The sequence below is a fragment of the Bradyrhizobium amphicarpaeae genome (genome assembly GCF_002266435.3).
GTDB classification, from domain to species: domain Bacteria; phylum Pseudomonadota; class Alphaproteobacteria; order Rhizobiales; family Xanthobacteraceae; genus Bradyrhizobium; species Bradyrhizobium amphicarpaeae.
The window spans coordinates 1023584-1044155 of sequence record NZ_CP029426.2; the positions used below are offsets into that span (position 1 = coordinate 1023584).

The 20572-nt window shown below is 64.8% G+C and carries 14 protein-coding genes; 5 read left to right on the forward strand and 9 right to left on the reverse strand.

Translation table 11 applies throughout. From position 1 onward, the window contains the following. Positions 1 to 111: 111 nt before the first annotated feature. Complete coding sequence (gene gltB, locus CIT40_RS05015; protein WP_094896003.1) at positions 112 to 4857, reverse strand: glutamate synthase large subunit; 4746 nt, start codon at positions 4855 to 4857, stop codon at positions 112 to 114. 491 nt (positions 4858 to 5348) lie between these two features. On the opposite strand from gltB, the gene CIT40_RS05020 reads away from it, so the two are divergent. Continuing rightward, positions 5349 to 6155, forward strand: a complete 807-nt coding sequence (locus tag CIT40_RS05020; protein ID WP_094896037.1) for a hypothetical protein — start codon at positions 5349 to 5351, stop codon at positions 6153 to 6155. A gap of 152 nt (positions 6156 to 6307) precedes the next feature. Here the strand turns inward: CIT40_RS05020 and CIT40_RS05025 are convergent, their stop codons facing one another. Together CIT40_RS05025 and CIT40_RS05030 are read right to left on the reverse strand one after the other, a co-directional pair. Further along, positions 6308 to 7078, reverse strand: coding sequence for an alpha/beta fold hydrolase (locus CIT40_RS05025; RefSeq protein ID WP_094896004.1), 771 nt, complete (start codon positions 7076 to 7078; stop codon positions 6308 to 6310). A gap of 149 nt (positions 7079 to 7227) precedes the next feature. Next, positions 7228 to 7698, reverse strand: coding sequence for an Hsp20 family protein (locus CIT40_RS05030; RefSeq protein WP_162307356.1), 471 nt, complete (start codon positions 7696 to 7698; stop codon positions 7228 to 7230). A gap of 207 nt (positions 7699 to 7905) precedes the next feature. Between CIT40_RS05030 and CIT40_RS05035 the strand changes: the two genes are divergently transcribed. Continuing rightward, on the forward strand, positions 7906 to 8853 hold the full coding sequence (locus tag CIT40_RS05035) for an alpha/beta fold hydrolase (protein ID WP_094896006.1): 948 nt from the start codon (positions 7906 to 7908) through the stop codon (positions 8851 to 8853). Between the two features lie 122 nt (positions 8854 to 8975). Here the strand turns inward: CIT40_RS05035 and CIT40_RS05040 are convergent, their stop codons facing one another. Together CIT40_RS05040 and CIT40_RS05045 are read right to left on the reverse strand one after the other, a co-directional pair. Then, the gene (locus tag CIT40_RS05040) at positions 8976 to 11741 is read right to left on the reverse strand and encodes a di-heme-cytochrome C peroxidase (RefSeq protein ID WP_094896007.1); all 2766 of its coding nucleotides are present in this window, start codon (positions 11739 to 11741) and stop codon (positions 8976 to 8978) included. Positions 11742 to 11894: 153 nt separating this feature from the next. Continuing rightward, positions 11895 to 13691: an adenylate/guanylate cyclase domain-containing protein gene (locus tag CIT40_RS05045; protein ID WP_162307357.1), complete on the reverse strand. Its 1797-nt coding sequence runs from the start codon at positions 13689 to 13691 to the stop codon at positions 11895 to 11897. Positions 13692 to 13915: 224 nt separating this feature from the next. Here CIT40_RS05045 and CIT40_RS05050 point away from each other — a divergent pair, with 224 nt between their 5' ends. Further along, positions 13916 to 14548, forward strand: coding sequence for a LysE family translocator (locus tag CIT40_RS05050; protein WP_094896009.1), 633 nt, complete (start codon positions 13916 to 13918; stop codon positions 14546 to 14548). Between the two features lie 159 nt (positions 14549 to 14707). On the opposite strand, the gene CIT40_RS05055 is transcribed toward CIT40_RS05050, so the two are convergent. Further along, positions 14708 to 15460 (reverse strand): sulfite exporter TauE/SafE family protein, encoded by a 753-nt coding sequence (locus CIT40_RS05055; protein WP_094896010.1) that lies wholly within the window; start codon positions 15458 to 15460, stop codon positions 14708 to 14710. 102 nt (positions 15461 to 15562) lie between these two features. Here CIT40_RS05055 and CIT40_RS05060 point away from each other — a divergent pair, with 102 nt between their 5' ends. Beyond that, positions 15563 to 16453: a LysR substrate-binding domain-containing protein gene (locus CIT40_RS05060; protein ID WP_094896011.1), complete on the forward strand. Its 891-nt coding sequence runs from the start codon at positions 15563 to 15565 to the stop codon at positions 16451 to 16453. Between the two features lie 178 nt (positions 16454 to 16631). On the opposite strand, the gene CIT40_RS05065 is transcribed toward CIT40_RS05060, so the two are convergent. From CIT40_RS05065 to CIT40_RS05075, 3 genes are all read right to left on the reverse strand, one after another. Then, entirely contained in the window at positions 16632 to 17597 is a 966-nt protein-coding gene (locus CIT40_RS05065; RefSeq protein WP_094896012.1) for a Bug family tripartite tricarboxylate transporter substrate binding protein, read from the reverse strand. 19 nt (positions 17598 to 17616) lie between these two features. Continuing rightward, positions 17617 to 18399, reverse strand: coding sequence for a histidinol-phosphatase (gene hisN, locus CIT40_RS05070; RefSeq protein WP_094896013.1), 783 nt, complete (start codon positions 18397 to 18399; stop codon positions 17617 to 17619). A gap of 531 nt (positions 18400 to 18930) precedes the next feature. Continuing rightward, positions 18931 to 19821 carry an N-formylglutamate amidohydrolase gene (locus CIT40_RS05075; protein WP_094896014.1) on the reverse strand — a complete coding sequence of 297 codons (891 nt, stop codon included), beginning with the start codon at positions 19819 to 19821 and terminating at the stop codon, positions 18931 to 18933. Positions 19822 to 20151: 330 nt separating this feature from the next. On the opposite strand from CIT40_RS05075, the gene cpdR reads away from it, so the two are divergent. Further along, a complete protein-coding gene (gene cpdR / locus CIT40_RS05080; RefSeq protein ID WP_007597092.1) occupies positions 20152 to 20511 on the forward strand; it encodes a cell cycle two-component system response regulator CpdR in 360 nt (119 codons plus the stop codon). Positions 20512 to 20572: the final 61 nt, after the last annotated feature.

Genomic DNA, 20572 nt, shown 5'->3' on the forward strand with positions numbered 1-20572 from the left:
TTGCTTCCCCACCGTCATTGCGAGGAGCGAAGCGACGAAGCAATCCAGTCTGCTGCCGAGGAGAAGGTCTGGATTGCTTCGCTGCGCTCGCAATGACGGGCGTTGATAGTCCTACGCTCCGATCGCGATTTTCGGCTCGGCGTCCGCGTTGGCGGCCATTTCGCGCAGCGCGCGCCGGTACTCGACCGGCATCACCTTGCGGAATTTGGGCAGCCATTCCTTCCAATTGGCCAGGATGTCGGCGGCGCGCTTGGAGCCGGTGGCTTTCGCGTGGCGCGTGATCAGCACGTGCAACCGCTCGACGTCGGAGGCGAGCAGGTTCTTGAACACGTCGACCCGGCCATGCGCTTCGAGGTCGCCTGAGGCGTGATAGGTGTCGGCGTTGATCATCTCCTCCGACAGCACCGGCTCCAGCTCGACCATCGCCATGTTGCACAGCCTGTCGAAGTCGCCGGTCTCGTCGAGCACGTAGGCGATGCCGCCCGACATGCCGGCCGCGAAGTTGCGCCCGGTCTTGCCGAGCACGACCACGATGCCGCCGGTCATGTATTCGCAGCAATGATCGCCGGCTCCCTCGACGACAGCCACAGCCCCGGAATTGCGCACGGCGAAACGCTCGCCGGCGATGCCGCGGAAGTAGCACTCGCCCTGGATCGCGCCATACATCACCGTGTTGCCGACGATGATGCTTTCTTCCGGCACGATGCCGCTGTTGGCAGGCGGCTTGACGATGATCTTGCCGCCCGAGAGGCCCTTGCCGACATAGTCGTTGCCTTCACCTTCGAGCTCGAAGGTGACGCCGTGGGCGAGCCAGGCGCCGAAGGCCTGGCCGGCGGTGCCCTTGAGGCTGACATGGATGGTGTCGTGCGGCAGGCCGGCATGGCCGTAGATCTTGGCGACGGCGCCGGACAGCATCGCGCCCGCGGAGCGGTTGGTGCTGTTGATCTTGGCCTCGATCTTCACCGGCGCGCCGCGGTCGATCGCGGGCTGCGCCTGCTCGATCAGCGTGCGGTCGAGCACGGCTTCCAGATGATGGTTCTGGCGCTCGGAGTGATAGATCTTCTGGCCCTTCTCTTCCTTCTGCTTGACGAACAGCTTGGAGAAGTCGAGGCCCTTGGCCTTCCAGTGCGCGACCAGCTTGGTCTGGTCGAGCAGCTGAACCTGGCCGATCATCTCGTTGAAGGTGCGGAAGCCGAGGCTCGCCATGATCTCGCGAACCTCCTCCGCAACGAAGAAGAAGTAGTTGATGACGTGCTCGGGCTGGCCGGTGAAGCGCTTGCGCAGCACGGGGTCCTGGGTCGCGACGCCGACCGGGCAGGTGTTGAGATGGCACTTGCGCATCATGATGCAGCCGGCCGCGATCAGGGGCGCAGTGGCGAAGCCGAACTCGTCGGCGCCGAGCAGTGCGCCGATCACGACGTCGCGGCCGGTGCGGAAGCCGCCGTCGACCTGGACCACGATGCGGCTGCGCAGCCGCTCGCGCACCAGCGTCTGGTGGGTTTCGGCGAGGCCGATCTCCCAGGGGCTGCCGGCATGCTTGATCGAGGTCAGCGGTGAAGCACCGGTGCCGCCTTCGAAGCCCGCGATGGTGACATGGTCGGCGCGCGCCTTGGCGACGCCGGCGGCCACGGTGCCGACGCCGATCTCGGAGACCAGCTTGACCGAGACGTCACCCGTCGGGTTGACGTTCTTGAGGTCGTAGATCAGCTGCGCCAGATCCTCGATCGAATAGATGTCGTGGTGCGGCGGCGGCGAGATCAGGCCGACGCCCGGGGTCGAGTGCCGGACCTTGGCGATGGTCGCGTCGACCTTGTGGCCGGGCAGCTGGCCGCCTTCGCCGGGCTTGGCACCCTGCGCCATCTTGATCTGCATCATGTCGGAGTTGACGAGATACTCCGTGGTGACGCCGAAGCGGCCGGAGGCGACCTGCTTGATCGCCGAACGCATGCTGTCGCCGTTCGGCATCGGCTTGAAGCGGTCGGATTCCTCGCCGCCTTCGCCGGTGTTCGACTTGCCGCCGATCCGGTTCATGGCGATCGCGAGCGTGGTGTGCGCCTCGCGCGAGATCGAGCCGAAGCTCATCGCGCCGGTGGCGAAACGCTTGACGATGTCCTTGGCCGGCTCGACCTGGTCGAGCGGGACCGGCTTGCGCTTCTCCTCGTCGGCGTTCTTGATCCGGAACAGGCCGCGCAGCGTCAGAAGCCGCTCCGACTGCTCGTTGAGGATCTTGGCGAAGGCGCGATAGCGCTCCAGCGAGTTGCCGCGGGCGGCGTGCTGCAGCAGCCCGACCGACTCGGCGGTCCAGGCATGGTCCTCGCCGCGGCTGCGATAGGCATATTCGCCGCCGACGTCGAGCGCGCTCTTGTAGACCAGCGCCTCGCCGAACGCGTCGGCATGGCGGCGCACCGCTTCCTCCGCGATCTCGGCGAGACCGACGCCCTCGACGCGGGTATGCGTGCCGGCGAAGAATTTTCCGACGAATTCGGCCTTGAGACCGACCGCGTCGAAGATCTGCGCGCCGCAATAGGATTGGTAGGTCGAGATGCCCATCTTGGACATCACCTTGAGCAGGCCCTTGCCGATCGACTTGATGTAGCGCTTGACGATCTCGTAGTCGTCGAGCGAGCCGGGCAGGCGGTCCTTCATCGCGATGATGGTCTCGAACGCGAGATAGGGGTTGATCGCTTCGGCGCCGTAGCCCGCGAGGCAGGCGAAGTGATGCACTTCGCGCGGCTCGCCGGATTCGACGACGAGGCCAACGGAGGTGCGCAGGCCCGTGCGGATCAGATGATGATGCACGGACGCGCAGGCCAGCAGCGAGGGGATCGGCACGCGGTCGGTGCCGACCATGCGGTCGGACAGGATGATGATGTTGACGCCCTCGCGCACCGCGCTTTCGGCGCGCGCGCAGAGCTCGTCCAGCACCTGGTCCATGCCGGCCGCGCCGAGACCGGCGTGGAAGGTGGTGTCCAGCGTGCGTGACTTGAAGTGCGTGTCGGCCACGTCCGAGATCGAGCGGATCTTTTCGAGGTCCGCGTCGGTCAGGATCGGCTGGCGCGCTTCGAGGCGCTTGGTGGTGGCGAGGCCCTGCAGGTCGAACAGGTTCGGCCGCGGTCCGATGATGGAGACGAGGCTCATCACCAGCTCCTCGCGGATCGGATCGATCGGCGGATTGGTGACCTGCGCGAAGTTCTGCTTGAAGTAGGTGAACAACGGCTTGGCCCTGTCCGACAGCGCCGAGATCGGCGTGTCGTTGCCCATCGAGCCGGCGGCTTCCTCACCCGTGGCCGCCATCGGCGTCATCAGGATCGCGATGTCTTCCTGGCTGTAGCCGAACGCCTGCTGGCGATCGAGCAGCGACAGGTTTGAGCGCACGCCGGTGGTCGGAACCTTCGGCAGCTCTTCCAGCACGATCTGGGTCCGCTCCAGCCACTCCTTGTAGGGATGGCTCCGGGCGAGCTCGGCCTTGATCTCGTCGTCGGGAATGAGACGGCCCTGTTCGAGGTCGACCAGCAGCATCTTGCCGGGCTGCAGCCGCCACTTGGTGATGATCTGGTCCTCGGGGATCGTCAGCACGCCCATCTCGGACGCCATCACGATGCGGTCGTCCTTGGTGACGAGATAGCGCGCCGGCCGCAGGCCGTTACGGTCCAGCGTGGCGCCGATCTGACGGCCGTCGGTGAAGGCGATCGCGGCGGGGCCGTCCCACGGCTCCATCAACGCGGCGTGATATTCGTAGAAGGCGCGACGCCTCTCATCCATCAGCGGATTGCCGGCCCACGCCTCCGGAATCATCATCATGACGGCGTGCGGCAGCGAGTAGCCGCCCTGCACCAGGAATTCGAGCGCGTTGTCGAAGCAGGCGGTGTCCGACTGGCCTTCGTAGGAGATCGGCCAGAGCCGGTTGATGTCCTTGCCGTACAGCTCGGAGCTCACCGAGGCCTGGCGCGCCGCCATCCAGTTGGTGTTGCCGCGCAACGTGTTGATCTCGCCGTTATGCGCGATCATGCGATAGGGATGCGCCAGCGACCAGGCCGGGAACGTATTGGTCGAGAAGCGCTGATGCACCAGGGCGAGCGCGCTCTCGAAATCCTTCTCGTGCAGATCGGGATAGTACTTGCCGAGCTGGTCGGCGAGGAACATGCCCTTGTAGATCACGGTGCGGCACGACATCGAGCAGGGGTAATAGCCTGCAAGCCCGCGGTCGCGACGCTGGTAGATCGCCTGCGAGATCGACTTGCGCAGGATGTAGAGCCGGCGCTCGAAATCGTCCTCGGTCTTGGCGGTGCCGTTGCGGCCGATGAACACCTGCATGCAGGCAGGCTCGGTCGGCTTCACGGTGACGCCGAGCGAGGAATTGTCGGTCGGCACGTCGCGCCAGCCGAGCAGGGTCAGGCCCTCTTCCTTGATCTGGTCGGCGATGATGCTCTTGATCACGTTGCGCCAGGCGGTGTCGCGCGGCATGAACAGCGCACCGATGGCGTATTCGCCGGGTGCCGGCAGCGAGAAGCCGAGCTCCGCGGCCTTGCGGCTGAAGAAGGCGTGCGGAATCTGCAGCAGGATGCCGGCGCCGTCACCGGCGCGCGGGTCGGCTCCGACTGCGCCGCGATGCTCGAGATTGCAGAGGATGCTCAGCGCGTCGGAGACGATCTCGTGCGACTTCCTGCCCTTGATGTTGGCGATGAAGCCGACGCCGCAGGAATCCTTTTCCAGACTCGGATCGTAGAGACCAACGGCTGGCGGGCGCGAATTGTGTTCCTGAATCGGCGAGGTGATCGGATCAATCGTTTTCGAGGCGACCGTCGCCGACAGTTGTTCTGCCACGATGTTTGCGCTCTCGAATTGCGACCCGTTCATTGTTCCAATCCTCTCCATGCGGCAAGCTGCCTCACCGCCACCTTCGGCGCACCTTGGGCGTTCCGCGGCACCCGCCTCTGGGTCACCGCTCGTCCGCTGCGAGCCGCATTTTCTTAAATTCAGGCCTAGGCGTTCTTCGTCCCCGAGAACGGCTTTGCCTGTTGCCTTATGGTGCTCGAGAGCACCGACTTTCGTTGCAATCCCTATGCCGGAACCGCAAGCAAAATTGAGACAGTCTTCCTGTCCTAACCGTCACCTTGCCAAATTTTTGTCTATCACACAAGCGCTCGGAAGTCCCGATTCCCGATTTGTCAATCGATCGCTTTCCGAAAGTTGCGCAGCCCCTGTTTTGAAGCAAACGCGCCCTGATCCGGCCCTGTGGGCGCCGAAATCCCGAATGAAGCTTCAGATCAACCCTTCGAAAGGCGCGCCACGCCACAAGAAGCGAAAGAGCGCGAGGCCTTCGGGGGTCTGACAGGAGCGTGTCGATCATGAAGTTTTTCACAGGATGTGTGGCTGCTGCCACGCTGGTGCTCGCCGTCAGCGCCGGGCACAGGCAGGTTTTGGCGCAAGTTCCCGCGAACGGTATCGCGAGAGGGGCGGTGATCCCTGTGTCGGATTTCGACGGACCCTATGCGCCGGGGTATGCCGCCCCGCCAATGCGGCCGCGTTACGGCCAAGGCTACAATCAAGGATACGGTTACAACCAAGACTACGGTTACAACTATGGCTACGACGAACGCGGCCCGGCGTTGCTGCCGTCGACAGAGGTGTACGCGGTCTTGCGCGAAAGCGGCTTCTCGCCGCTCGGCATCCCGCGCCTGCGCGGCAGCGTCTACACCATCGCGGTGATCGACCGTCGCGGCGACGACGGCCGGCTCGTCATCGATGCCCGCGACGGGCGGATCATCCGTTTCATGCCGGCCGCCGACGCCTACGGCATGGCCCCCGCCGTCGAGGAGCCCGCAATCGGATCCTATGGTCCGCAAAGCGCGCTGCCGCCCCCGACCGTGATCCGCAGCGGGCCGCCTCGCCCGCCGGCCTTGATCCCGCACGTGGCCAGCCGCACCGTGCCGCTGCCCAGGGCCGCCCCGCCGCGCGGGCAGACGCCGGTCGCGGTCAAGCCGGCCGAGCCGGTGACCCAACAGGCTCAGGCACCGACGGCACAATCTGCGCAGCAGGCCGCGACGGCGGCGGCCAAGCCGGCCGAGGCCGCCGCGTCGACAGTCGGGCAGGCCAGGTCTGCTCCAGCGATCCTGCCGACGCAGGAGATGCCGGCAGTTCAGGGGCTGGATTAGCGATGGGGGCTTGATGCGAAGGCACCAGCGCCACCCACGCTGTCGTCCCTGCGAACTCACGCGAAGGCGGGGACGACGTCGGTGAGAGCAATGAACTCAACAAATAGACGCCTGAGAATGCTCAGGCGCCTTTGTTGCACGAGGCGATCGCCTCAGCTCCGTGGATACCCCGCCGCCTCCAGGATCAAATTCGCGACCTCCCTCGGATGCGACACCAGCGAGAGGTGGCCGGCATCGAGCTCGACGGTGGTCGCGTTCATCCGCTTGGCGAGGAAGCGTTCGAGATCGGGATTGATGGTGTAGTCGTTCTTCGACACCGCGTACCAGCTCGGCCTCGAATGCCATGCCGCCTCCGTGGTGCGGCCGGCGAAGATCGCGGCCGCGGTCGGCCATTGCACGGCATAGAGCTCCCTGGCCTGCTCCGGCTTCACGCCATTGGCAAAGTATTTCAGGAAAGCCTCTTCCGAGAGTTTTGTGTAGCCGTCGCGCTCGACGATGCCGGCGCGCGCGGGCCCCGTAGGGAATTGCTTCGACAGCGCGACGAAATCCTCGTTCGCATCCGGCGCGCGTGCGGCGACATAGACGAGGCCGGTCACTTTCGGGTCGGTGCCGACCTGGCTGATCACGGTGCCGCCCCAGGAATGCGCGACCAGCACCGTCGGCCCGTCCTGCTCTGCCAGCGCGCGCCTGGTCGCCTCGACGGAGTCCGCAAGCGACGACAGCGGATTCTGCACGGCAGTCACTTGAAGGCCTGCAGCCTGGAGGATCGGGATCACCCCCGACCAGCTCGAGCCATCGGCCCAGGCGCCATGCACCAGCACGACGTTCTTAGCCTTCACCGTCTGCGGTGTCTGCGCATGGGCAAAACTGATAGGTGCCGTCAGAAGGCTCGCGGCGACCAAAAAGCTGCGCCAGAAAGTCATGATCGTTCTCCGTCTTGTTTTGGGTTCGATGCCCAAAGGACGGAGCGCGCCGCGGCGAAGTTACGTCTCCTCACCGCCCTGTGATGCGGCGCAAATAAAAACGCCCCGGGGCACCGGGGCGTTTTCATAACCTGGAAGTACCGCGTGATTTATGCGGCGGCTTGCGCGGCCGAGTTCTCGATCACCTGCGGCTTCGCGCCGGTGTTGATCGCGATCTGGCGCGGCTTCTTCGCCTCGGGAATCTCGCGGACGAGGTCGACGTGGAGCAGCCCGTTCTCGAGCGAGGCGTCTTTCACCTGCACGAAGTCGGCGAGCTGGAAGGCACGTTCGAACGCCCGCGCGGCGATGCCGCGGTACAGCACCTCGGCCTTGCTGTTCTCGTTGGCGACCTTTTCGCCCTTGATCGTCAGCGTGTTCTCTTTCGCGACGATGGAGAGCTCATCCCTGGCGAAGCCCGAAACCGCAACGGTGATGCGGTAGGCGTTCTCGCCGGTACGCTCGATGTTGTAGGGGGGGTATCCGGGGCTGGCGCCGTCAGAACCGGCCTGGTCGAGCAGGCTGAAAAGGCGGTCGAAGCCGACGGTGGAACGATAGAAGGGGGTGAGATCGTAGCTACGCATGGTCAAGTCCTCCATTGAGCGACTGTTGGGTAACCCGCCCGCCAATCGGGCCGGGCTTTCGTCTGTGTGCAGCCTGATGTTCCGGTTCCGAAACACTGGTAGCGGCCTGCACGAAAGTGATATGGGTGAACCGAGACGGCGTTCAAGAGGGCGGCAATGGCGCCTTTTCGGCGCTCCCGCCCCTTGATTTGCAGCCTTCTGCCCCCAATGACGCTGGTCTCGATTCCGTCCAATCCCGTTCCCGAAGACGTCGTCAGCGGTACCATCAAGACGCCCGATGGCGCCGAGCTGCGCTTTGCGCGCTGGGCGCCGCCGGCGAACCGCAAGGGCACCGTCTGCGTCTTCACCGGACGCAGCGAGCAGATCGAGAAATATTTCGAGACCGTGCGCGATCTGCGCGACCGCGGCTTTGCGGTGGCGATGATCGACTGGCGCGGGCAGGGCCATTCGTCGCGCCGGCTGCGCGACCCGCGCAAGGGCTATGTGCGCGATTTCTCCGATTTCGAGGTCGACGTGGAGGCCTTCGTGCAGCAGGTGGTGCTGCCCGATTGCCCGCCGCCGTTCTTCGCGCTGGCCCACTCCATGGGCGGCACGGTGATGCTGCGGGTGGCGCATGCGGGCAAGCGCTGGTTCGACCGCATGGTGTTGTCGGCGCCGATGATCGACCTGCCCGGCCGCACCACCTCGCTTCCGGTACGCGCGCTGCTCAAGACCATGCGCCTGCTCGGGCAGGGCGGCCGTTATGTCCCCGGCGGCAGCGACCGCCTCACCGGGCTCGATCCCTTCATCAACAATCCCGTGACCAGCGATCCGGTGCGCTACGCGCGCAATGCCGCGATCCTGGAGGAGGACCCGACGCTCGGGCTGGCATCACCGACGGTTGCCTGGGCCGATACCGCCTTCCGCGCGATGCACACCTTCAAGGGCATGAACTACCCCTCGCAGATCCGCCAGCCGATCCTGATGCTGGCAGCGTCCAACGACACCGTGGTCTCGACCGCGGCGATCGAGGAGTTCGCCTATCACTTGCGTGCCGGCTCCCACCTCGTGATCGCCGGCGCCAAGCACGAGATCCTGCAGGAGCAGGACCGCTACCGCTCCCAGTTCTGGGCCGCCTTCGACGCCTTCGTGCCGGGCACGCCGCTGTTCAAGTGAGGGGGCGATGACGAGCAGGATGCTCGTTCTCCGTCATTGCGAGGAGCTCTTGCGACGAAGCAATCCAGGCTGCCTCCGCGGAGACAGTCTGGATTGCTTCGCTGCGCTCGCAATGACGGTGCTCACAGCGTCTTCAAATACTCGATCAGGTCGTAGCGCTCGTTATCGTCCTTGAACATGCGGCCGATCACGCCGTCGCGCTTCGGCTCGCCTTCCTTGCGCTCGAAGGAATGGCCGAGCACGCTGTTGCCCTGGATCGGGTCCTTCTCCGACCCCGCCGAGAACTGCGTTTCGCCGGTCTTGCACGTCTCATCCGCGGTCACCGCAAAGCCGACGGTCACGGGATCATAGTCGCGGCGGCCCATGCAGAATTTGGTTGGGCGCTCGCTCGCCGGCTTCAGCAGCCAATACAGCGAAGGTACCGAACCGTTATGCAGGTAAGGCGCCGTTGCCCAGATGCCGTTCAAAGGCCGCGCGCGATAGCGTGGGTCGGGCGCCGGATTGAGACAGTTCTTGCGCGCGAGATTCCATATCTTCGCCCGTTCGGCGTCCGGGACCTTCTCGTCGTCCATCCATTTGCGGGCGACGAGGTCGACCACCGTCATCAGGCCGAGCGCGTAGACCATCTCATTGGGCGATTTGCTCGCGGTCGGAATGTCGCATTGCCACCATGTCTGGAGATCGGCCGTATTCACCTTCAGGAAGCCGGGCACATCGACGATCCTGTTGCTGAGAACGAGGGATTGTTCGGGATCGGTGTTGATCTCCTTGAGGGGAATCGTGACCGCGTTCAGCACCTTGCTGTCGCCGCTCGGCTCCCAATGCTTCGATGACCAGAAGGCTGGGGTGTCGATGGCCGGAAGGTGGCAGCCGGAGCACATCTCGGCGTAGATGGCGCGGCCGCGCTCGACGCGATCGGGCTTCAACCGCCATGCATCGCCGAGGATCTGCGAAGGCCATTTCGGCGCGAGCAGGCCGCCGAACTTCGGGCCGGCGGAAGGATCCGCAGGCTTGAACGGATCGGGGCCTCTCAGCATGTCCTCGATCCAGCCGAGTGTCCTGATGTTCACGGAGGACCGCCACACCCGGTCCTCCGGATAGGCGTCGGACAGGTTGAGCAGCGCGGTCACGCCGAGCGCTTCGCCGGCGTTGCGGATCAACGGCTGCTCGATCGAGGCGTCGTATTGGGCGAATTTGAACCAGGGCACGGTCCAGATCGCGGGATAGCTGACCGGCGCGTCCTGGGCGTGCAGGTTCTTCTCGAAGCCCTTGATCCCGCTCAGCGCGAGATCCTGCGAGAACACCTGGTTGCCGATGCGATTGAGGGCATCGAGCCGGCCGAACCCTTCTTCCGTGTCCTGCTGCTGCCTGCCGTTCCAGGTCTTCTTGCCTTCAACCGTCTTTTGCTGGGTTTTCGCCCAGTCGATCAGGAACGTGCCGATCGCGCTGAGCTTCTGCTTGAGCGCAGCGCGGTCCGTCTTGCTGGCATCGGGGCCGAGCACGCGATCGGCAAAGCGCTGGAAGCGGAACGGGACATACAGCGTGTAGGCGATCGACAGGCCGGTCGAGAGCTCGAGCTTCTTCAGGTCAGTCATGGCCGGGCCGCCGTCGAAGCGCACGTCCACGCCCTGATAATGGATCTGGCCGGTGTGGCAGGCTGCGCAGGTCAGACCGATCTTGTCCTCCTCGCGACGCCCGGTCGCGGGATCGACGACGCCGGTCATCCGTGCGAAGCCGACCGGCAGGCCGTCGACGTTCTCCGCCGGCGTCCATCTGGTCGACCAGTCCGGCGCCTGCGTCGTCTCATAGACATTGGCGTAACCGAAGCGGCGCAGTGTCGTGGTGTCGGTCTGGATCGATTGCGGGCTCGGGATGAAGCCGAAGCGTTCGAGATAGGCACTCTCCTTGATCATGCCCGGCTTCGAGAACAGATGGAGGCGCGGCTGCTCCAGCGCCAAGAACCATTCATAGGGCACCGGGAAGGTCGCGGTGCCCTGGCTGGCATGATGGAACCAGTGCCGGTCCTTCAGCGACCAGTTCTGCTCGAGCCAGAAGGCGGCCTTGGTCTCCGGGACCGCGGGCAAGGGCGGCGGCAAGAGATTTACGAGAATTCCCTTCTGCGGCAGCACGGCACGAACCTGATTGGGGAATTCGGCCACCGCGACGAGGGTCACGAGGCCGATGGCGATCAGCAGGGCCGCAAGCTTGAGGGCGCCCCGCACCACGCGCTGGCAGGTCGACAGTATCGGTTGCGATACGAGCCGCTGGTTGATCCGCGCGGGGAGTTGCCGCTCATTGAACAGCGTGCGGACGTCGGCAACGCCGAGATAGCGATCCTCGCCCGTGCCTTTGCCGATGATCTTCAGGAGGATTGGCCATTCGAACTTCATCAGCAGCGGGTAGTACCAGCGCGCGGCGCTGCCGGCGCGCTTGAGGTTGTCGCGCATGAAGATTTCGATTTCCGAAGCGTTGAGGCCCGGCTCGGCGCCGCCGTTCGGATCGGTGTAAGTCCGGCCGAAACTCGCGAACCGGGCGATCTGGTCCTCGTTGACCTTGCCGTCGACGCCGAGGATGCGGGAGCCGGCACCGCGCTTGTCCAGCGGGCCGCCGCGCAGCGCATCGAGCTGTGCGCCCGAAAAGATGCTTTTGAGGATGTGACCGAGACCGTTGGCGATGAGCGCCACGCCGCGGACCTGAAGCCGGGCAGACGCCTTCTTCAGCCCGGTTTCGCCGGTCGCATTCGCGATCGTTTCCGACAGCTTGCCGAGTGGGACAGTGCCGCCGTCGACAAAGCCCTCGCCGACGAGGCCGCGCAGGAATGGGCAGGGATTGTTCGGCGAGACCTGGATCGAGGGGTCGAGCGGCGGCTTCGAAGCGGGGTCGTGCATGGCCCAAAATCCTGAAAACAGCGAATCGTGAAAAGAGGCGCCGATAAGGCGCGGAAAATCCTAACAAACCGACAGCGGACTATACTACTTCAGCGTGTGGCGAAGTGTGGTCCATTTCACTGTCCTGTCAACAAGAGCAGGTTCTTCCGGCCGTCAGGATTCGGCGGCGCGTTTGACGTCGCTCTGAATCAGGGTCAGCTTGGCGAGCGGCACGCCGGCCTTCAGCAGTCCCTCGCGATAGTGGGCGAGATCCTCGGGCCGTTTCCAGTGGAAGTTGCGCAAGTGACGATCGACATTGAGGGTCGGGTAGTTGCCCATCAGCACGCCGGTCGCCTCGCTCGCCTCGGCGGTCCGCCCCAATTGTGCCAGGGCCGCGGCGCGGATCGCCAGCGCCTGCATGTGGTTCGGGTTGATGTAGAGCTGCTCGCGCGCCCATGACAGGGTCGCGTCATATTGGCGCAACAGATAATGACTGAAGGCGTTCAGCGCCGCCCATTGGTAACGCGGGTCGCTGTTGTCGCGCTGCGCGGCCATCGAGAACAGCTCGATCGCCTCCCGGTGCTCGCCGATGACGAAATGGCAGATGCCCAGCACGCCGCGCGCGCCGTTGTCGTAGGGATTGAGCGCGACCGCGCGCTTGGCCGCGTCCATCGCGGCTTCGTAATGCCCCTCCAATGCGTGCGTCCAGGACAGGATCGAGAACGCGAAGGAGGAGCGCGGGTCGAGCCGGACGCTGGTCTCAGCCAGGTTCATTGCCTCGGCCCACATCTCGCGCGTGCCCTTGATCCAGCCGAACTGGATGCTCTGGATCTGGATCGTGGCGAGATAGGCATGCGCGATCGACAGTTTGGGATCGACACTGATGGCTTCCCGGAACAGGTCGATGGCGGCAGTCAGGTCCTCCTTGGTCTGCCGATAGTAGTGCGACAGTCCCTTGAGGAAGCGATCCCAGGCGGTGACGTCCGTCGAGAGCCGCGCGGGCGCCGAGGCTTCCGCCCGGACGATCTCGGTGGCGATGGCAGCGGACAGATTGGTCGTGATCTCGTCCTGCATCGCGAAGAAGTCGCCGATGTCGCGGTCGTAGCGGCCGGTCCAGAGCTGCTCGCCGGTCTCCGGCGCGATCAGCTCGGCGGTGACGCGGATCTTGGCTCCGGCGCGCCGCACCGAACCCTGGATCAAATAGGTGGCGTCGATCTCGCGTGCGATCAGGCGGGTGCTGGTGTTCCTGCCCTTGAAAGGGAAGGTCGAGTTACGGCTCAGCACGCGATAGAAGGATTGCAGCGACAGCGCGTGGATCAGATCCTCGGTGAGGCCGTCGGAGAAATATTCGTCCTGGGCATCGCTGAGATTGGCGAAGGGCAGCACGCCGACGATCGCGGTGCGGTACTGTTGCGAGAGGGTGGATGCCTCCCGAAGCTCGGGCGCGAGCGCCGGCGCACCCTCGGCTGTCCAGGTCCAGACCCCGACCGGGTCCTTGATGTTCTTGAAGCGATGATTGCCGGCATCGACCAGCGGCACGGGGAGATGCTTGCTCGCCTCCTTGTAGGCCTTGGCCGAGATCGCAAAGCCGCCTGGGCTTGCCACCGATTCCAGCCGGACTGCAATGTTGACGTCGTCACCGAAAACTTCGTCTTCGTCGGCGATGACGTCGCCCATGTGGATGCCGAGGCGGAACTGCATGGTGCGGTCGGCCGGCAGGTGGCGGTTACGCTCCGCCATCAGCGTCTGCATCGCGATGGCGGCCTCTGCGGCCCCGACGATCGAAGGGAACTCCAGCAGGAAGCCGTCGCCGGTGTTCTTCACGACGCGGCCGCCGTGATTGAGGATGATGGGATGGATCGCGCTGCGATGGGCCTTGAAGGCAGCATGGGTGCCGGCCTCGTCGCTGCCCATCATGCGCGAATAGCCGGCGACATCGGCGCAGACGATGGCAGCCAGACGTCTTTCCATAGTCCCGGAGCTCCAAGGGAAGGCAAACCGGCCGCAGCGTGGCAGTCGCCCCGAATCCCGCATTTCAAGAACCAGCCTTTATAATGCAGATGCGGCCGAGCGGAAGTATGATCCGCCTTGCAAATTCGAGGTAAATCCTACGCAACCCCGCCGGTGGACGGCGAGGGGCGAACCGACTAAGCGGAACTGCGACCGCCCGGACGGCGGCAGCAGAGGCACCTTGCATGCTGGGCATTCACGAAATCTGGCTTTTCATCCTGTCGGGCGTGCTGCTCAACATCACGCCGGGGCCTGATTCCGTCTACGTCATCGGCCGCAGCATGCAGATGGGCTGGCGGGGCGGAGCCGCGGCCGCATTCGGCATCAGTTGCGGCTGTTTTGTCCATGTCGCGGCCGCTGCGATCGGCCTTTCGGCCCTGCTGATGGCCTCGTCGACCGCCTTCTCGATCCTGAAGCTGGTCGGCGCGGCCTATCTCGTGCTCACCGGGCTGCAGATGCTGTGGTCGCGCCCGGTGCTGGCGGCGGCGCTCGACGAGCCGGTGCGGAGCTCGCTGCGGCGGGTCTTCCTCCAGGGGGTCTTCACCAACGCGCTCAATCCCAAGGTCGCGCTGTTCTTCCTGGCCTTCCTGCCGCAATTCGTCGCAGCCGATGCGACCCACAAGCCGCTCGCCTTTCTGGCGCTCGGCCTGATCTTCATCTTTACGGGGACGCTTTGGTGCCTGGTGCTGGCCGCGTTCGCGGCCAAAGCCGCCCACCGCCTGCGCGAGTCCGAAGGCGTGATCGCCTGGGTCAACCGCGGCTTGGGCTGCCTCTTCATCTATCTCGGCATCCGCGTCGCCATGCTGGAGACGCGGTAAGCTCGTTCGAACGAATGAGGGAAGCTGCGTAGGGTGGGCAAAGGCGCACTTGCGCCGTGCCCACCACCTCTTTCGGTCACGAAAAATGCGTGGGCACGCTTCCGCCTTCGCTCTGCGAGCTACGGCGTACAAGTCGCTTTGCCCACCCTACGTTCTGCCTTATGCAAACTCCTTCATCAGTGCGCTGCCGGCGAGATAGAAGCCGAGCAGGATCATCGCGATCAGGAACCAGCGGCGGAACGCTTCGGCCGGCATTCGTGCGCGCACCGATTGGCCGATGAACATGCCGGCAAAGGCCATGGCCATGCCAACGGCACCGGGCACGGCATTGGCCGGCGTCAGCAATCCGCTGGCGGTGAGGTTGAAGGCGAGCGCCAGCGTTGCCGTCGTGAAGAACACGCCGAGCGCCTGCACCAGCTCGTCCTTTTCCATGCCGATCGCCTGCATGAACGGCATCGAGGGGATCACTTGCACGCCTGTCGAGGCCGAGATCACGCCGGTGACGACACCGACCACGCCGCCGATCCATTTCTCGTTCTTGGGCGCGACGTGGAACTGGAATTTGTTCAGCCCGATGATGGCGTAGATCACCAGGAGCACGCCGAGCACGATCGTGCCGTAGCGGGCATGCGGGCCGGTCAGCGCGCCGGCATTGAGCCAGCAGCCGATCACGGTGCCGATCATCAGCGGCCACAGCCGCCTCAGGATGTCGCGCAGATAAGGACCGACGAAGGTCTGCCAGATGTTGGTGACGATGGCGGGCACGATGACGATGGCGATCGCCCGGCTGGGCGCCATGCTGACCGCGAGCAGGCCCATGGACACCGTCGGCAGGCCGAGGCCGACCACGCCCTTGACGAATCCGGCGAGGAGGAAGACGGCGGCGATGAGGATGAGAAGCGGGTCGATCATCCGGGCACATTGACCGAAGCCGCGCCGGCGCACAATCTGGAGGTTACGGAGTAAGCCTTCGTTCCAGACGAAGTCTGCGGAGACCCGCCATGGAGACTTGACATGCGTTTCGACCTCGTCGACCTCCAGCTCTTCATCGCGGTCGCCGACCAGCGCAGCATCACCCGCGGCGCGGAGCGGTCGCATCTGGCGCTGGCCTCGGCCAGCGCGCGCATCAAGGGGCTCGAGGACGCGCTCGGCGTCGCGCTGCTCAAGCGCGGCCGGCGCGGCGTCGAGCTGACCGCGGCCGGCGAGAGCCTGCTCGACCATGCGCGGCTGGTGATCCACCAGATCGACGCCATGCGCGGCGATCTGGCCGGCTTTGCCTCCGGCGTGCGCGCCAGCGTGCATTTCCTCGCCAACACGTCGGGCCTGTCGGAGCATCTGCCCAAGGCGCTCGCCGGCTTCCTGCGCGAGCATCGCGACATCGCGGTCGACATCGAGGAGCGCGAAAGCACCGACATCGCAGCCGCGATCACCGCGGGCGCGGCCGATCTCGGCTTCGCCGCCGAGCACGCGCTGCCCGACCACATCGAGCGCTTCCTGTTCAGCGAGGACCGCCTGGCGCTGGTGACGTCGAAACGCGGCCCGTTCGCCGGCCGCCGCCAGATCGATTTCCAGGAAGCGGGGGCGTGCGACTTCGTCGGCCTCACCAGCGCCACCGCGCTCCAGATGCATATTTCGAAGCACGCGGCGAGGCTCGGCATGCGCCCGCATTTCCGCGCGCGCCTGCGGGATTTCGACGCGATCTGCCAGATGGTCGCCGCCGATGTCGGCGTTGCCCTCGTGCCCGAAGCCGCAGCCCGCCGCTGCGCCAAGCTGATGCCGCTCGCTATCGTCCGCCTGCGCGATGCCTTCGCCAACCGCAGGCTCGTGATCTGCGCGCGCAGCTTCAAGGCGCTGCCGCGGCCGGCGAAGCTGCTGGTAGAGCATTTGAGGGCGGAGGCGGTGTGAGGAGGACTCTTACCCTCCCCTGGAGGGGGAGGGTCGGCTCACATTGAGCGTAGCGAAAATGTGAGACGGGGTGGGGTGACGGTCTCTCGGCATCGAACACTGCCCGAGGGGAGAGATCACCCCACCCCGCTCGCGCTGCGCGCAATCGACCCTCCCCCTCTAGGGGAGGGTAAGAGAGCTACTTCGCCGTCTCCACCCCGGCGTCCTTGATCACCTTCGCCCACTTCTTCGTCTCGTCCGCGATAAATGCGCGAAAATGCCCCGGCTCGTCGCCGACCAGCGTCGCGCCTTGCGCCGCGAGCTTTTCCTTCACTGCCGGATCCGCCATGGCCTTGGTGGCGAGAGCATGCAGCGCCGCGACGATCTCGTTCGGCGTGCCCTTCGGCGCGACCATGCCGTACCAGTTCTCGACGCGCAGATCGGGAAAACCGGCTTCCGAGAGCGCCGGCACATCGGGTGCCGTCGGCGCGCGCGCGGCCGAGCCGATCGCGATCGGCCGCAACGCGCCCGCCTTGACCTGCGGCAGCAGCACGGGGAGATCGAGGAACGTCATCTGCACCTGCTGGCCGAGCAGGTCGTTCACCGCCGGCGCCGCCCCGCGATAGGGCACATGCACGATGTCGATCTTGGCCGTCAGCTTGAACAATTCGCCGGCGAGGTGCGGCAGGCTGCCGGGGCCGGAGGAGGCGAAGTTGAGCCTGCCGGGCTGTGATTTTGCCAGCGCGATCAGCTCGCCGATGTCCTTTGCCGGCACGTTGGTGGCGACCACGAGCATTTCCGGCACGGTCGCGACCAGCGTCACCGGCGTGAGATCGGTCAGCGTGTCGTAGGCGACCTTCTCCATGCTCGGGCTGATCGCAAGCGCGCCGGCGCTGGAAATCGCGATGGTGTAACCGTCCGGCGCGGCCTTCGACACCGCATCGGTGCCGAGCACGCCGCCCTGGCCGGCGCGATTGTCGATCAGCACCGGCTGGCCTGACAATTCCGACATGCGGTGGCCGATCACACGCGCGATGATGTCGTTGGGCCCGCCGGCCGGGAACGGCACGATCAGCTTGATCGGCTTGGTGGGAAAATTCTGCGCGAATGCCAGCGTCGGCAGCAGAAGCAGGCATGTGAGCAGGAGCGTGCGGCAGGTTTTCATGCAGGCTCCCAGTCCTTTTTTAACCGTTGAGCAGTTTCAGTGCCTCTTCGTGGACCCTGGCGTCCCCGGCCGCGAGGATGCGGCCGCCGCCCTGGGCCGGCTTGCCTTCCCAGGTGGTGACGACGCCGCCGGCGCCGGTCACGATCGGGATCAGCGCCGCGATATCGTAAGGCTTGAGCTCGGTCTCGACCACGAGATCGACATGGCCTGCCGCCAGCATGCAATAGGAGTAGCAGTCGCCGCCATAGCGCGACAGGCGTGCGCCCTTCTCGATGCGGCTGAAAATGGCGCGGTCGCGCTCGTTCATCAGCAGCGGGCTGGTGGTGTAGGTCGTGGCTTCCGAAAGCGAGGCGCAGCGGCGGACCTGGAGCCGACGCTCGCCGGAAGGGCCGTTATAGGTGGCCGAGCCGTTGTCGCCGGAGAAGCGCTCGCCGATGAAGGGCTGGTGCATCATGCCATAGACCGGCGCGCCCTTGTGCAGCAGTGCGATCAGCGTGCCCCAGATCGGGAAGCCGCCGATGAAGGATTTGGTGCCGTCGATGGGGTCGAGCACCCAGACATAATCGGCGTCCTCGCGCTCGTTGCCGAATTCCTCGCCGACGATGCCGTGCTGGGGGAAGTTGGCCTTGATCAGCCGCCGCATCACCGCCTCCGCGGCGCGATCGGCCTCCGTGACCGGGTCGAATTCCCGGGTCTTGCTCTTGTCGTCGATCGACAGCGAGGTGCGGAAGAACGGCAGGATGGTTTCGCCGGAGGCGGTGGCAAGCCGTCCGATGAAGGCGGAGAAGTCGATCACCGTCACAGGCCGAATCCTCAAAGCGAAAGTGGAATGAAGCTCTCTCCTGCGTAGCTCAATTCGCCGCCCGCGTGCAGCGCTGTCTTGGATTTGCACCCTGGTATTTTGGATGCCGAAGCCCGGTGCCCGCCAAAGTTATCCGCTGGCCAAATATCGATCATAGCGTTGAAAACTTAGTTCCGAACATGCCCTGTTGGTATGCAAATGACTATCAACCTATTGAAATTCCTTATCAAAGAAACTGAATCTGGGTTTCCGTGGAAGCAATTGAGCCATGTGCATATTGCATGGGAAACGGCTCAAAAGTCCTTGCGCTTTGTGCGGCGCGGTCGCATATTGTTGCGGTGCGGTAGCGCTTCTCGCGTTACCGCTGCCCTCCTTGGGCGTTTCCTCCCTAGACTTGGGCCGCTTCTTCATTAGAAGCGGCCCTTTTTTCTTGGCGCTCCTGTTTTCGTTTCGAAGTGCGCAGCGAAAGCGAAGCGAAGACGCGTTCGCGCCGGTCAACGACACCATGATCCGTCGAAGAAAAGCCGGGGCTTATTCCGCCGCGGCCTGGAACGGGCCGAGATCGCCGAACGGAATCGTGGTCGCCAGCACGTCGGCGAGAACACCGAAGTCGGACGCCACTTGCGTAAAGCGTGCACTTCGCTCGCGCCGCCGCTCATCCATGTAGATCGCGCGATTGAGCTCGAGCTGCACCGCGTGCAGGCCGCTCGCGGGATTGCCGTAATGCTCGGTGATGAAGCCGCCGGCATAGGGCTTGTTGCGGCCGATCGAATAGCCGAGTCCGGTCATGGTCTCCTCGACCCGGTCCGGCAGCAGCGGGGTGCAGCTCGTGCCGTAGCGGTCGCCGATCACGACGTCGGGCCGGCGCGGCTCGTCCCTGCTCACGCCGACCGAAGGCATCGAATGACAGTCGACCAGCACCACGGTGCCGAACATCTGGTGCACCTTGTTGATCAGCCGGCGCAGCGCGCGGTGGTAGGGCTTGTACAGCGTCTCGATCCGCCCCAGCGCATCGTCGACCAGGAGGCGCTCGCGGTAGATCTCCTGGCCGTCGCCGACCACGCGCGGAATGGTGCCGAGGCCGCCGGCGACCCGCATTGAGCGGGTATTGGCAAAGCTCGGCAGCCGTCCGCTGAACATGCGGGGATCGAGCTCATAGGGCTCGCGGTTGACGTCGACATAGGAGCGGGGAAAGTTGACCCGCACGGTCGGGAAGCCGCGCTCGCTGAGATGGCCGATCAGCTCGTCCATGAAGGAATCTTCGGACCGCCGCAGCGTCGGCAGGTCGATCCTGGACGCCGCGAGGAATTCGTCCGGATAGGTCGAGCCGGAATGGGGCGAGTTGAAGATGACAGGCGCGCGCCATTGCGCGGGCTCAACGATCTCGAAGGCTGGCGACATCTCGCCGTCAAACCGGGTCATCTTCTCAGGCTTCGTCCCTTCGCGCCGGGATCTGGCAGTGGCCAGACCGCATCGATTCGGCCGATCGAGCGGCTCTTATGTGTCGTCATTGTCCGGAATCGCAACCATTCTGCCAAGCGAAAAGATGTGATGGTCATTGGAACACGTCTTAACCGTGTGGGCAGGGAGGCTGGGACGGGCCGGCGGGGCTCGATTGCTTCGAGCCGTTTTCCGGTTCACAAGAGTGCGGCAGCGCGGCCGGCTCAGGGTAAAGATTTTCACCCCAAATTTACCCTCTGTCGGGCTTAGTGATCTCTGCTGATATCCTCTGGGGATGCGACGAATCCTGCCATGCCAAAGATCCTGCTCGCCGAAGACGACAACGACATGCGCCGTTTCCTGGTCAAGGCGCTGGAAAACGCCGGTTTTCAGGTCTCGTCCCATGACAACGGCATGGCCGCCTATCAACGGCTGCGGGAAGAGCCGTTCGAGATGCTGCTCACCGACATCGTGATGCCGGAGATGGATGGCATCGAGCTGGCCCGCCGGGCCTCGGAACTCGATCCCGACATCAAGATCATGTTCATCACCGGCTTCGCCGCGGTCGCCCTGAACTCGGATTCGGACGCCCCCAAGAACGCCAAGGTGCTGTCCAAGCCCGTGCATCTGCGTGAATTGGTCAGCGAAGTGAACAAGATGCTGGCCGCCTAAATCGGCCTTGTTCCGTCCTTGCACAGGGTCCCCTCGTCCGTTATAGGGACCCCACCCGACG